At 72.0% G+C, this 12422-nt stretch carries 11 protein-coding genes; 6 read left to right on the top strand and 5 right to left on the bottom strand.

Annotation, left to right across the window (positions count from 1 at the left end; all coding sequences use genetic code 11):
* Positions 1–28 precede the first annotated feature (28 nt).
* The 3 genes from AC3B5L_RS06995 to AC3B5L_RS07005 all read left to right on the top strand — a co-directional run bounded on the left by AC3B5L_RS06995 (position 29) and on the right by AC3B5L_RS07005 (position 4702).
* Positions 29–838, top strand: a complete 810-nt coding sequence (locus AC3B5L_RS06995; protein ID WP_268776469.1) for a large exoprotein — start codon at positions 29–31, stop codon at positions 836–838.
* A gap of 243 nt (positions 839–1081) precedes the next feature.
* Entirely contained in the window at positions 1082–1879 is a 798-nt protein-coding gene (locus AC3B5L_RS07000; RefSeq protein ID WP_187663825.1) for a PP2C family protein-serine/threonine phosphatase, read from the top strand.
* Between the two features lie 57 nt (positions 1880–1936).
* Positions 1937–4702 (top strand): FtsK/SpoIIIE domain-containing protein, encoded by a 2766-nt coding sequence (locus AC3B5L_RS07005; RefSeq protein WP_490096341.1) that lies wholly within the window; start codon positions 1937–1939, stop codon positions 4700–4702.
* A gap of 31 nt (positions 4703–4733) precedes the next feature.
* Here AC3B5L_RS07005 and AC3B5L_RS07010 read toward each other — a convergent pair whose 3' ends face one another.
* A complete protein-coding gene (locus AC3B5L_RS07010; RefSeq protein WP_490096342.1) occupies positions 4734–5729 on the bottom strand; it encodes an asparaginase in 996 nt (331 codons plus the stop codon).
* 84 nt (positions 5730–5813) lie between these two features.
* Here AC3B5L_RS07010 and AC3B5L_RS07015 point away from each other — a divergent pair, with 84 nt between their 5' ends.
* Positions 5814–6311 (top strand): OsmC family protein, encoded by a 498-nt coding sequence (locus AC3B5L_RS07015; RefSeq protein WP_259953684.1) that lies wholly within the window; start codon positions 5814–5816, stop codon positions 6309–6311.
* A gap of 9 nt (positions 6312–6320) precedes the next feature.
* On the opposite strand, the gene AC3B5L_RS07020 is transcribed toward AC3B5L_RS07015, so the two are convergent.
* Complete coding sequence (locus AC3B5L_RS07020; RefSeq protein WP_259953685.1) at positions 6321–7100, bottom strand: lysophospholipid acyltransferase family protein; 780 nt, start codon at positions 7098–7100, stop codon at positions 6321–6323.
* 124 nt (positions 7101–7224) lie between these two features.
* Between AC3B5L_RS07020 and AC3B5L_RS07025 the strand changes: the two genes are divergently transcribed.
* Together AC3B5L_RS07025 and dxr are read left to right on the top strand one after the other, a co-directional pair.
* Positions 7225–8187 carry an FKBP-type peptidyl-prolyl cis-trans isomerase gene (locus AC3B5L_RS07025; protein ID WP_187663830.1) on the top strand — a complete coding sequence of 321 codons (963 nt, stop codon included), beginning with the start codon at positions 7225–7227 and terminating at the stop codon, positions 8185–8187.
* Between the two features lie 42 nt (positions 8188–8229).
* The gene (dxr, locus tag AC3B5L_RS07030; RefSeq protein WP_490096343.1) at positions 8230–9312 is read left to right on the top strand and encodes a 1-deoxy-D-xylulose-5-phosphate reductoisomerase; all 1083 of its coding nucleotides are present in this window, start codon (positions 8230–8232) and stop codon (positions 9310–9312) included.
* A gap of 12 nt (positions 9313–9324) precedes the next feature.
* Here dxr and AC3B5L_RS07035 read toward each other — a convergent pair whose 3' ends face one another.
* The 3 genes from AC3B5L_RS07035 to AC3B5L_RS07045 all read right to left on the bottom strand — a co-directional run bounded on the left by AC3B5L_RS07035 (position 9325) and on the right by AC3B5L_RS07045 (position 12382).
* Positions 9325–10941, bottom strand: a complete 1617-nt coding sequence (locus AC3B5L_RS07035; protein WP_490096397.1) for a Mur ligase family protein — start codon at positions 10939–10941, stop codon at positions 9325–9327.
* Between the two features lie 92 nt (positions 10942–11033).
* Complete coding sequence (locus AC3B5L_RS07040; RefSeq protein ID WP_280569756.1) at positions 11034–11708, bottom strand: YcnI family copper-binding membrane protein; 675 nt, start codon at positions 11706–11708, stop codon at positions 11034–11036.
* 89 nt (positions 11709–11797) lie between these two features.
* Positions 11798–12382: a hypothetical protein gene (locus AC3B5L_RS07045; RefSeq protein ID WP_490096344.1), complete on the bottom strand. Its 585-nt coding sequence runs from the start codon at positions 12380–12382 to the stop codon at positions 11798–11800.
* Positions 12383–12422 lie beyond the last annotated feature (40 nt).

Below are 12422 nucleotides of genomic sequence, written 5' to 3' on the forward strand. Positions count from 1 at the left end.
TCTCCCCTGACCAGAGAATGTGAGCCTCATGGGTTACGACGACTACGGAGCGGGCTATCTCGGCCTGCTCTTCGCCTACTTCTTCGTCATTCTGCTGATCGCGGTCGCCGGGTACGTCCTGGTGTCGCTCTTCTACATGAAGATCTTCCAGAAGGCCGGCGTGCAGGGCAACTGGCGTGCCTGGGTGCCCGTCTACAACATGATGATCTTCTTCAAGCTCGGTGACCTGAGCCCGTGGCTCGTCCTGTACGGCATCGCCGGCACGGCCCTGCTGAGCTGGATCGGCATCGGCTTCCTGTTCTCGCTCGCGCTCTCGGTGCTCTCGGTCATCGCCGCGTGGCGCGTGGGCCTCAAGCTCCAGAAGGACGCCGTCTGGGTCGTCCTCTACGTCTTCCTCTCCGTCGTCTGGCTCGGTATCAACGCGTTCGACAAGTCGCGCTGGAACCCGAACATCCAGCCGGCCTCCTGGGCGGGTAACGGCTTCCTCGGCGACCGCACGGTGTGGGACGGCATTCCCGTCCAGCCGGCAGCGGCCGCCCCGCAGCAGGGCTACGGTGCGCCGCAGGGATATGGGGCACCGCAGGGCTACGGCACCCCGCCGCAGGGCTACGCGCCGCCGACGCAGGCGTACACGCCGCCTTCGGCACCCGGCTACGCGCCGCCCGCCGGCCCCGCCGCCCCGGCGACGGGTGCGCCGATCCCTCCGGTGCCGCCCACGACGCCTCCGGCGCCTCCCGCGGCTCCGCCCACGACGCCTCCGGCCCCGCCCGCGGCTCCTCCCGCCGCTCCTCCGGCTCCGCCGACCACACCGAACGATCCCACGCAGCCGCCTGCGTGACGACGTGAGGAGAACCCCCGGTCTTCGGATCGGGGGTTCTTCGCGTCCGTGGCTCCTCCGTGTCCCCACATGCCGCTAACGTGGAGACATGGACTCGTCGCAGCGGAGGGAAGTCGTCCCTCCTCCCGTCGCCCCGCGCCCCGTCCACCGCCATCCCGGTGCGGTCCCGAGGAGCGAGTTCCACTACGATGTGTGAGTATCCTGCGCCCGCCCCATCCGCCGCAGGTCCATCGGAGGCAGTTCGTGGCTGAGACCAAGACGCACACCCTCACGGTTGCGCATCGTCCGTTGCGGCTGTCCTGGGCCGGCGTCACCGACCAGGGGCGCCGCCGGGAGACGAATCAGGACGCCCTCCTCGCCGAGTACCCGCTCTTCATCGTCGCGGACGGCATGGGAGGTCATGCCGGCGGGGAGATCGCGAGTCAGAGCACAGTCGCGCGCCTGCGGGCGATGGTCGATGCCGACGACGTCACCCCCTCCGCGATCGAGAAGGCTCTCGCGCTCGCGGTAGACGACATCGCCGAGCACCCGGACACCACCGACGAGGGGACCGGCACCACGCTCACCGGCGTCTACCTGGACGAACAGGGAGACGAGCCGCACTGGGTGGCACTGAACATCGGTGACTCGCGCGTGTACCTGCTGCGCGACGACCGGCTGCTGCAGGTCACGACCGATCACTCCGTTGTGCAGGAGCTCATCACCGCCGGCAAGCTCAGTCCCGAAGAGGCGGAGGGCCACCCGTACAGCAACGTGATCACCCGCGCGGTCGGTGCGAGCGAGCTCACGGCGCCGGACTACGTCACCATCGACGTGCGGCCGGGCGACCGTTTCGTCATCTGCTCCGACGGTCTCACGAAGGAGCTCACGGACTACGGCATCCAGCACTTCCTCCGCGCTCATGCCGACCCCGCGGAGAGCGTCGACGCGATGCTCGCGGCGGCCCTCGACAACGGAGGGCGCGACAACGTCACCGTGATCGTGCTGCAGGTCGACGATCCCGAGGATCCTTCCTCCCCACCCGCGGACTCGGGGGAGTAGCGCTCCGGACCCTGTGGAGAGGCCCTATCCGCCCCGGCGGTGAGCTCCACTGGAGGCATGCACTCCTCGCCCCTGGTCCTCCCGTCCGCCATGGCGCCGGCCCGGCGGCGCCCGCTTCCCCTCATCGCCGCCGTCGTCCCCGTGGGAGTCGGTCTGGCTCTCTGGTTCACGACCGGTGCGCTGCATGCGCTCTGGTTCGCGGCTCTCGGGCCGCTGATGCTGGGCGCGTCGCTCCTCGACGCAGCCCGCGGACGTCGTCGCGAACGGCGAGCCGAGGTGCTCCGGATGGACGCCGCATGGGCAGAGGTCGAAGCCCAGCTGCACCGCCGCCACGCGGAGGAGCGCGCAGACGAGGAACGTCGTCACCCGGATGCCGCCTCGTGTCTGCGCAGCCGCCCGTTGCAGGATGCCCGGCCGCCCGACCACGACACTCCGCTCGTCGTGGGACGCGGATCCCGGGTCAGCACCGTGCGCTGCGAGGGCGGTGACGACGAGCGCGCCGCTGCGTTCCGCCGCCGGTGCGGTGTCCTGGAAGACGCGCCGCGGGTCGTCCTCCTCGGTCGAGGAGTATGCCTGCGGGGCCCGCAGCCGCTCGCCAGGGCCGCCGCACGTGCGCTCGTCGTCCAGCTCTGTCTCCGCTTCTCCCCGAGTGTGCTCTCCCTCGTCGGCGACCCGGCGCGGGACGGGGCGCTGGCGGGCTTCCCGCACATGCAGCAGGCGCGACGCGGTGGTTTCCGGCTCGCCCTCGCAGAGGAGGCCGCATCGGCCCCGAGCGCCGATGCGGTGATCTGGACCCTGCCGACCGGTGCGGACGTTCCGGACGGCATCACGACGGTGGTCGACATCGTGGAACCCGGTGCGGCGACTCTGCGCACCCCGGACGGCGAGGACGGGGTGGACGTCGAGTACCTGTCGTCGGCGCAGGCGACGGCGGCCGCCGAGCTGTGCGGCGGGAAAGGGTCCGCGACGGAGGCGACCGGGGCGGCGGTGGCGCTCCGGGACCTTCCGCAGCCACCGGTGGGCCCAGGCCTCCTCGTGGCGCTCGGTCGCGGAGCACACGATGCCCCGGTGATGGCCGACATCGTCGAGGACGGCCCGCACGCGATCGTGACGGGGATGACGGGGACAGGCAAGAGCGAACTCCTCATCACATGGGTCGCCGCCGTCTGCGCGGGGTACGGGCCGGAGCGGGTGAGTGTCCTCCTCGCGGACTTCAAAGGAGGGACGGCCTTCGATCGCCTGCGTGAGCTGCCGCAGGTCGTCGGCGTCCTCACGGACCTCGACGAGACGGAGGCGCGGCGCGGCGTCGCCAGCCTGGTCGCAGAGATGCGCCGCCGTGAGGGTGCCCTCGCGGCGGCGCAGGCGCGCGACGTGCGTGAGACCGACCTTCCCCGACTCCTGATCGTCGTCGACGAGTTCGCCGCCCTGCTGCAGGAGCACACAGAGCTGGCGGCGGTGTTCACCGACGTCGCGGCGCGGGGGCGCGCCCTGGGCATGCACCTGGTCCTCGGCACGCAGCGCGCCGCCGGGGTCATTCGCGATGCGCTCGCGACGAACTGCCCGCTGCGGCTGAGCCTGCGCGTCGCCGAGACTTCTGACAGCAGGGCGATGCTCGGCACCTCCGGCGCCGCCGAGCTTCCCGGCGGAGCGGAGGGCCGAGGCCGTGCGCTCCTCCGTCGCCCGCAGGACGACGAGCCGCTGCCGGTGCGCATCGCCCTCACCGATGACGACGTCATCCGACGGATCGCGCAGCGATGGGCGGGAGCGCCGACGTCTCCACCTCCGTGGCGACCCGCTCTCCCGACGCGCCTGCCGCTCGACGCGCTGCTGACCGCTCGGGCAGGGTCCGCGCCTTCGGAAGCCGGGCCCTCCCTGGTGCTCGGACGCGCTGACGAGCCCGAGAATCAGGCGCAGCCGCTGGAGATTCTGCATCCTGGCCGCGACCGCGGGCTCGTGGTCCTCGGCGCCCCGGGAACGGGGCGGACGACAGCCTTGCGTGTGATCGCAGCGCAGCATCGCCACAGCGCGTGGTTCCCGGATGATCCCGAAGCGGCCGTCGACCTGCTTGCCGCGTGGGTCGAGGGCGGCACGGCGCCACCCGACGTCGTGCTCGCGGATGATCTCGATCTGCTCCACGCGCGCCTGCCTCTCGACGTCGGCCACGAGTTCGTCCAGCGGTGGGAGCAGCTGGTGCGATCATCGGCCACCGTCACCTGGGTGCTCGCGGCCGGTCGGGCGACGGGTCCGCTGGCCCGCGTGCTGGAGGCACTCCCGCGTCGGGCCCTGCTGCGGATGCCGACCCGCGTCGAGCACATCGCCGCGGGCGGCGAGGTCGCTCACTTCCGACGCGATCGTCCGCCGGGGAGGGCCGTGTGCGGAGAGCGGGAGATGCAGTTCGCCTGGGTCGAGGGTCCCGGGGTGGAGTCGCGCTCCGGAGAGCTGCGGGGGACCACGCCGGTGTGGGTGCCGCAGGCGGAGATCACGGCGTTGGTCACCCCGGGCGTCGTCGGCGTCGTCGCGGCGTTGGCGGCCGCGCATCCCGGCTGCGACGTACAGGCGGTGGGTCCGGAGGTGAGCGGAACGGGGCGACCGCTCGTGCTGGTGGGCGATGCCGAGAACTGGCAGCGTCAGTGGGCACTGTGGCAGCGGGTGCGATCGCAGGGGGAGGTGCTCATCCGGGCGGAGCGGCCCGGCGAGCTCCGCCAGCTCGTCGGCATCCGCGCTCAGCCGCCGTACGCGCGACCGGACGCCGGGCGGGCCTGGTCCGTGATCGGAGACCGCCCTCCCCGGAGGGTGGTCCTCCCGGCGCTGGACCGGCGATGACGGTCAGCGGCACGGGGACGACGAGGTCGGGTCAGATGCCCGCACCCGGACGGATCGCGCCGACGTTCGCGCCGCCTCCGAGCACCGTGAGCGGCAGGGAGTCGGCCAGTCCGGTCACGTCGGCGTCGCTGAGCCCGCCCGCCCGTGCCAGCAGCGTGGCGGCCACGATCGTGGACGCGCGTGCGCCGCCGTCGAGCATCTTCAGCGCCACCGTGGTCCCGTTCGGGGCGACCATCACCATGACACCCTCCGCGCCGCCCTTGGCGAAGACCCCGAGCCGTTCGATCGCGATCGTGTCAGGGCGCCCGGGACCGTCGATGGTCCAGGGGTTCTCGCGCACCGCCTTCACCAACGAGCCCGCCACGCGGTGCAGCGCGAAGGGGGAGCGCTCGGAGGCGGTTCCGATGCGGTGGATCGCGCGGGCCAGTCCGGTGAGGCTGAGCGCGTACACGGGGGCACCGCAGCCGTCGATCGCAGTGTGGGCCATCTTCTCGCCGGTCAGCCGGGCGATCACATCGCGGATGTGCGCCTGGAGCGGATGCGAGGGCTCGAGGTAGCCGTCGGTCGGCCAGCCCGTCGCGACGCAGGCGCGGAGCATCGCGGCGTGCTTGCCCGAGCAGTTCATGCGGATGCGCGCCTCCTGGCCGTGCTCGCGCACCATCTCATCGCGGGTCGCGGAGTCGCTCGGCCAGGCGGGAGGACACGCGAGGTCGTCCTCGTTGAGGCCGCCCGCGGTGAGCATCTCGCGCACGACCTCGGCGTGCCGATCGGTGCCGGAATGGCTCGCCGTCGACAGCGCCAGCTGCTCGCCCTCGAGTACCGCACCGGCGGTGAGGCAGGCGACCGCCTGCAGGGGCTTCAGGCTGGAACGGGGGAGGATCAGCGCATCCGCATTCCCGTGCCGCGCGACCACCTCGCCCTCGGGGGAGAGCACCACGGTCGCCCCGGCGTGACGCGACTCGATGAAGCCGCTCCGCTCCACGACGGCGAGCTCGACGGAATCCTGAACGGTGAGAGTCTCCAGCACCCGACAACTCTACCGGCGGGTCCGGCCCAGCCTGGTCGGGTGCCGAGTCGGCGCCGTGTCGGCCGCACCTGGCAGACTGAGCGCATGCCAGAGCAGACGACTCCGCGGTCCCTCGGCGAGCACCGCTACGCCCTCACCTCCACCTGGACCGGCAACACCGGATCCGGCACGAGCGGCTACCGGGACTACCGCCGCGATGTCACGATCGAAGTCGCGGGCAAGCCCGAGCTGCTCGCCTCCTCCGACAAGCCGTTCCGCGGCGATCCGGCGCGGTGGAATCCGGAGGATCTGCTGCTGGCCTCGCTCTCCGAGTGCCATCTCCTGTCGTACTTGCACGCCTGCGTGACGGCCGGAGTGGTGGTCGTGTCCTACCGGGACACCGCGAGCGGCCTGATGCGCGAGAACGGCGCCGGCGGCGGTTCCTTCGTCGAGGTGCTGCTGCGCCCAGAGGTCGTCGTCGCCGAGGCCTCGATGATCGAGGCGGCCGAGCGCGCGCACGCTCAGGCGAACGAGTGGTGCTTCATCGCCAACTCGGTCAACTTCCCCGTCCGGCACGAAGCGACGGTGACGGCCGCCGGCTGAACGGACTCCTCAGCGGCGTTCGTGCGGGAGCGCCTGCTTGATCTTCTCGATCGTGTTCTGAGCCGGCGCCTCGTTGTAGGTGCCCGCGAGCTCCTGTCCGGAGAGCGCGTGGATCGCGGCCATGATCTCGTCGGTCGCGAGCCGGCGCGCGCGGCCGCTCGTGGCCGGTCCGTGCGGCGACAGATCCAGGGGCTCGCCGAAGCGCACGGTGATCCGCTCGGACAGCGTGGGCATCTTGGCGCCGACCGGCATCACCTTGTCGGTGCCGATGAGTCCCACGGGGACGACGGGTGCTCCCGTCTGCAGAGCGAGGAAGGCCACGCCCGTGCGGCCCTTGTACAACCGGCCGTCGGTGGAGCGGGTGCCCTCAGGGTAGAGCGCGACGGCGAGGCCCTCGTCCAGGAGCTGACGCTGCAGGTCTAGGGCGTCCAGCGCCGCCTGGCCGGCGCCGCGGCGGACCGGGATCGCACCGATCGCCTCGAAGAACGTCTTGGACGCCCAGCCCTTCATGCCGGTGCCCTCGAAGTAGCTCGACTTGGCGAGGAAGTGCACGGGACGCGGAGCCGCCACCGGGATGGCGATGGAGTCGATGAACGACAGGTGGTTGCTGGCGAAGATCACCGGGCCTGTGGTGGGGACGTGCTCACGTCCTTCGATACGCGGCCGATAGACGAGCCGGGCGAGCGGGGCGATGAGGCTGCGGCCCAGCGTGTAGGTGAAGCCGGCGTGCCGGGGCTTCGGGGAGTCCTCTGAGGGGGTTTCGGGGTCCACGGACTGCTCAGAGCTCATCAGAGCAGGCTACTCCCGGATCCATGCCGACGTGGGAATGAAGACTCGCGCCGCCGCTTCCCAGCGCGAGCAAAGGGCGATGAGGCAGGATGGAAGCTCCCGCCCGCGATCGTGAGGTCTTCCTGTGCGCACCCGTCCGCTGCTCGTCCTGTCCACCGTCGCTGCGGCGACCCTGCTGCTGGCGGGATGCTCCGGGAACGGCGATCCGCAGAGCACCTCCTCTCCGGACGCCTCCGGGTCGAGCCAGTGCCTCGTGAACGCGAAGGCCGGCGACACCTCGGACGCCATCGAGGTGGACGGCGAAGGTCTCGACGCCAAGATCACGGTTCCCGCCGATGCGGAGTTCGCGAACGTCGAGCGGACCGTCGTGTCCGAGGGCGAGGGAGACGACCTCGCGGCGAACGACCTCGTCTCCGTCCAGTATCAGATCGTCGATGCCGCCAGCGGCGACGTGGTCGACTCGTCGGCGCGCGGCGAGGACGGCACGCTCCCCGTGCTCCTCGACCCGAACCAGTCGTCGCTGTTCGTCGCCGCGCTCGAGTGCGAGCCGGTCGGATCCCGCGTCGTCCTCGCCATCCCCGGCAGCGCGCTCGGTGAGGGGCAGAGCAACATCGTCGTCTACGCGGAGGCCGTCGACCGGCTCCCCGAGGTCGCCTCCGGCAAGGAGGTCGAGCCGACCGCCGGCATGCCCGAGGTCGAGCTCGACGACGATGGCAAGCCGTCCGTCACGATCCCGGACGGCGATGCGCCGACCGAGACGAAGGTCTCCGTCCTCAAGCAGGGCGACGGCGCAACGGTGGCGTCCGGCGACCTCGTCGTGGTCCAGTACCTCGGGGTGAAGTGGTCCGACGGCGAAGAGTTCGACTCCAGCTGGAGCCGCGATGCGGCCCCCGCCCAGTTCCAGACGACGGGAGTCGTCGCCGGGTTCCAGAAGGCGCTCGAGGGTCAGAAGGTCGGTTCGCAGGTTCTCGTCGTCATGCCGCCGTCCGATGGCTACGGCGCGAGCGAGGGGCACGAGCTGCAGGACGAGAGCCTCGTGTTCGTCGTCGACATCCTCGCCACGACTCCGGTCCAGCCGCAGCAGTAGCCGCGGCCCGGGAGAGCCGGCGGCGTGTCCTAGGCTGGCGTCATGCGTCGCGTCATCATCCTCGGCTCCACCGGTTCCATCGGCACGCAGGCGCTGGATGTGATCCGCGCCAATCCGCGACGCTTCGAGCTCGTCGGTCTCGCCGCGGGGTCGAACGCCACGATGGTGGCCGAGCAGGCGGCGCAGTTCCAGGTGGAGCACACGGCTCTCGGCGCGGTCGAGGCTGAGCAGCTGGTCCGCGACGTCGAAGCCGATGTGGTGCTGAACGCCATCACCGGCTCGATCGGTCTCGGCTCGACGCTCGCTGCGCTGGAGGAGGGGCGGACCCTCGCGCTGGCGAACAAGGAGTCGCTGATCGTCGGCGGTGATCTCGTGCTCGCCGCCGCGGCACCCGGGCAGATCGTCCCCGTGGACTCCGAGCACTCCGCGCTCGCCCAGGCCCTGCGCTCCGGCACACACGATGAGATCCGCCGTCTGGTGGTCACGGCCTCGGGTGGCCCGTTCCGCGGCAGGTCGCGCGACGAGCTCACCGGAGTGACCCCGGAACAGGCGCTGGCGCATCCGACGTGGAACATGGGTCGCACGGTCACCACGAACTCCGCCACACTGGTCAACAAGGGGCTCGAGGTCATCGAGGCGCACCTGCTGTTCGACGTGCCCTACGACGACATCGACGTCGTCGTGCACCCGCAGTCGATCATCCACTCGATGGTGGAGTTCGTCGACGGCTCGACCATCGCGCAGGCTTCGCCGCCGGACATGCGTCTGCCGATCTCGCTGGGCCTGGACTGGCCGCACCGCGTGGGCGGCGTGGGCCGTCCGCTGGACTGGAGCACGGCGACGTCCTGGACCTTCGAGCCGCTCGACGACGACGCCTTCCCCGCGGTGGCGCTCGCAAAGGCCGTCGGGCGCGCCGGAGGCACCTTCCCCGCCGTCTACAACGCCGCCAACGAGCAGGCCGTGGACGCGTTCCACGAAGGGCGTCTGCCGTTCCTCGGCATCGTCGACACCGTGCAGCGGGTCGTCGACGCGCACGACGCTCCGGACGCGTTGACCGTGGAATCGCTCGCGGCGGCCGAGGACTGGGCGCGGCGGAAGGCCGACCAGCTCATCGCCGCCGTCTGACGCGGCGCGGGCTCAGTCCTCGTCCGGGTACGGCACGGGCCAGCGCGGCTCCGGCACCGGCCAGCCGGCGGCCTTCAACGCACGCCGGGAGAGCTCGCGGGCCGAGTACGGCGTCCGCACCCCTCGGATGTCGCGGTAGTCCTGGTGCCCGGGACCGGCCCAGAGGATCGCGTCGCCGTCGCCGACGAGTCCGACGGAGGCCACGATCGCGGCCTCCGGCGGGGAGTACTCGTGGATCTCGGCGTCGGGACGGGCGCGACGTGCGCCCTCGACGAGCGTCGCGCGGATCGACGCCGGGTCTTCGAATCGTGGGTGGTGATCCGTCACGACGAGGATGTCGCTGCCCTCCACCGCGGTGCGGGCCATGTCGAAGCGCTTGCTGGCGTCCCGGTCGCCGTCGGCGCCGAAGAGCATGAGCACCTTGCCGGGAGTCACCCGCCGCACGGCGGCCAGGGTCTTCTCGAAGGCGTCGGGCGAGTGGCCGAAGTCGACGAAGACGGCCGGCCCCCGCGCGCCTGAGACGAGCTGCGTGCGCCCTGGCAGGTAGGCGTGGATGCCGCCGTCGCGCTGCAGGGCCTCGACGATCCGCTCCCAGGCATAGCCGCCCTCGAGCAGCATGACGATCGCGAGCGCCGCGTTCGCGGCCATGTGGGGGCCGATCACCGGGACGGTCGTGGTGAGCGTGCCAGCCGGTCCCGTCATCGTGAACGTCGTTCCGGTCGTCCGCTCGTCGTCGATGACGACCACCCAGTCCGCTCGCGATGCCTGATCGGCGTCGGCGGCGATGGAGGGCGTCCCGACGGTGATGACGGGGATCTCGGAGCGCTCCACGACCAGGGCCCCGGAGGCGGAGTCGAGGCACACGACGCCGCGGACGGCGCGATCGGGCCGGAAGAGCGGCAGCTTCGCCTCGAAGTACTCCTCCATGTCGGCGTAGTCGTCGAGGTGGTCGTGGCTGAGGTTCGTGAATCCCGCGACGTCGAATCGGATGCCGTCGACACGGTGCCGGGAGAGGGCCTGGGCGCTGACCTCGACCGCGACGGCCTCGACCTCGCGCTCCCGCATCAGCGCGAGCAGGGCGTGCATCTCCGACGCCTCAGGGGTGGTGAGCCGCGAGACGATGACCTCGCCCGCGATGTGTCGTTCGGCCGTGGAGGAGAGCCCGGTGACGACGCCCATCTGTTCGAGGATGCCCTCGAGGAGGTGCGAGACGCTCGTCTTGCCGTTCGTCCCGGTGGTCGCGAAGAGGAGGGGAAGCGGGTCCTCCGCTCCCGTGCCGTACACCCAGGCGCTCAGCGCGCCGAGCACGCCGCGGGGGTCGTCGACGATGAGGATCGGGAGGCCGGCGTCCGCGGCGATGTCGGCGCCCGCCTGGTCCGTGATCACGGCGACCGCCCCCTTCTCGGCAGCGGTCTTGGCGAAGTCCGCGCCGTGGCGGTTCACGCCGCGGATCGCGACGAACGCCTCGCCGGGACGCAGGTCCGCCGTGGCGAGGGTGATGCCACTGAGAGCGACGCCCTCCACGTCGCCGCGCACGGAGCGGGCGAATCGGGAGGCGAGTTCGGACAGCTCGCGCCGGGGCGGGTTCGCGGGGCGGAGCACGGGGGGCAGGGTCGGCTGTTGTTCCATCGACATGTCGTCTCCATGTTCTCATGACGGCGGTGTCGGCCCGGGCGGGTCGGTCCGCCGCGCGCCGGAGCCGGGCGCGGCGGACCCGGGGCTCAGGCGCGGCGGCGGAACGCGAGCACGGCGACCACGAGAGCCGCGACACCGGCCAGGAGGCCGCCGGCGCCCAGCGCGATACCCAGGGCGTCGTCGCCGGCATCGGCCGTCGCGGGCTGCGGTACGGTGCTCGTGCCGTGACCGCCCTCGGCGTTGTCCGTCACCGTCACGACGGGAGCGGGGGAGTCGAGGTCGTGAGGGTCCTCGCCCTTCTCGGCGAGCTGCGTCCACTCCGTCGCCCCGTCGACGCACTGCTGGACCACCGGGAAGGCGAGCGTCTCGGGCGTGTCCTCATCCAGTCCCACCGACATGCTCACGGCGCCGCGGAGGTCGGTCGGCACGGGCGTGAGGGCGGTGTAGGTGACCGCGCTCACGAGACCGTCGTCGCCGCGTTCCACCTGGATGCTCCAGTCGCCGTCGAGCGTCGGGGCGACGGAGGCGAGGCCCTCCGGCATGGTGACGCGCAGGGCTGTGGTGGGCGAGGTGCCGCACCCGTGCGAGAAGGAGAAGGTCAGCACGCCGTGGTCACCGGCGGCGAGCTCGTCCGGGCTGACGGTGACGTGGGCGCCGGCCATCGCCGGGACGGCGAGGGCGAGGGCGAGTCCGCCGATGATGCCGGTGGCTCCGAGGAGGGCGCGGCGCGGACGGCGGGGGCGGATGGTGGGGTTCGACATGGGGTCTCCAGATGCTCGTGTGGGGGCGCGCGGGAACAGCGCGGCCCGAAGGGGCCGTCTCTCGAGGACGGCAGGGTCGGCGGGGCGGCTCAGCCGCCGACGGGCACCGGCGGACCGCGCCGCGACACCACCGCGGTCATCGCGGCATCGAGCGGAGAGCGGAGAGCGGAGCGCAGCGGACGCGGCGGTGCGGGAGGCGCGGAGGTGGGAGTCGCCGCGCGCCGGAGCGCGGCCTGGAACCAGCGGGCGATCGCGCGCAACACGCTCTCGCCATGCCACAGCAGCAGCGTGGTCAGCACCGCGCAGGCGAGGTGCGCCGACAGCATCAGCGTGTCCGGGCCGGCAGCCGGGGACAGCGGTGCGAGCGCGCCCAGGTCGAGGTGATGCGCGTGCGTGCCGATGACGGACGCGCCCCCCGCTGTGGGCGCACCCAGAAGCTGGAAGAGCAGGTGGAACGCGGCCTGCGCCAGGAGCACGGCCACGGCGACCCGTGCGCGTGACGGCCGACCGCCGGCCACCGCGGCGGAGAGCGGGACGAAGAGCACCGCGACGGCGGCGATGAGCAGGGGGTGCGGAGCGGCGCCGCCGGCGAGCGTGTGCGACACGGCTGCGAGGAGCGTGGCGATGGCGGACACGGCGGCGGCGCGGAGGAAGCGCAGCTGCCGGGACGTCATCCCGCCAGCCTAGCCATGCTGTGCGAGCCGGGCGGATTCC

This window comes from Microbacterium sp. C-MGS6 (assembly GCF_058140415.1).

Bases quoted from the DNA above. Each gene is read 5' to 3' on its own strand.
- AC3B5L_RS07045 (WP_490096344.1), bottom strand. From the start codon at position 12,382: ATGACGTCCCGGCAGCTGCGCTTCCTCCGCGCCGCCGCCGTGTCCGCC.
- AC3B5L_RS07020 (WP_259953685.1), bottom strand. From the start codon at position 7,100: ATGAGCTCTGAGCAGTCCGTGGACCCCGAAACCCCCTCAGAGGACTCC.
- AC3B5L_RS07035 (WP_490096397.1), bottom strand. From the start codon at position 10,941: ATGGAACAACAGCCGACCCTGCCCCCCGTGCTCCGCCCCGCGAACCCG.
- dxr (WP_490096343.1), top strand. From the start codon at position 8,230: ATGCGTCGCGTCATCATCCTCGGCTCCACCGGTTCCATCGGCACGCAG.
- AC3B5L_RS06995 (WP_268776469.1), top strand. From the start codon at position 29: ATGGGTTACGACGACTACGGAGCGGGCTATCTCGGCCTGCTCTTCGCC.
- AC3B5L_RS07040 (WP_280569756.1), bottom strand. From the start codon at position 11,708: ATGTCGAACCCCACCATCCGCCCCCGCCGTCCGCGCCGCGCCCTCCTC.
- AC3B5L_RS07005 (WP_490096341.1), top strand. From the start codon at position 1,937: ATGCACTCCTCGCCCCTGGTCCTCCCGTCCGCCATGGCGCCGGCCCGG.
- AC3B5L_RS07015 (WP_259953684.1), top strand. From the start codon at position 5,814: ATGCCAGAGCAGACGACTCCGCGGTCCCTCGGCGAGCACCGCTACGCC.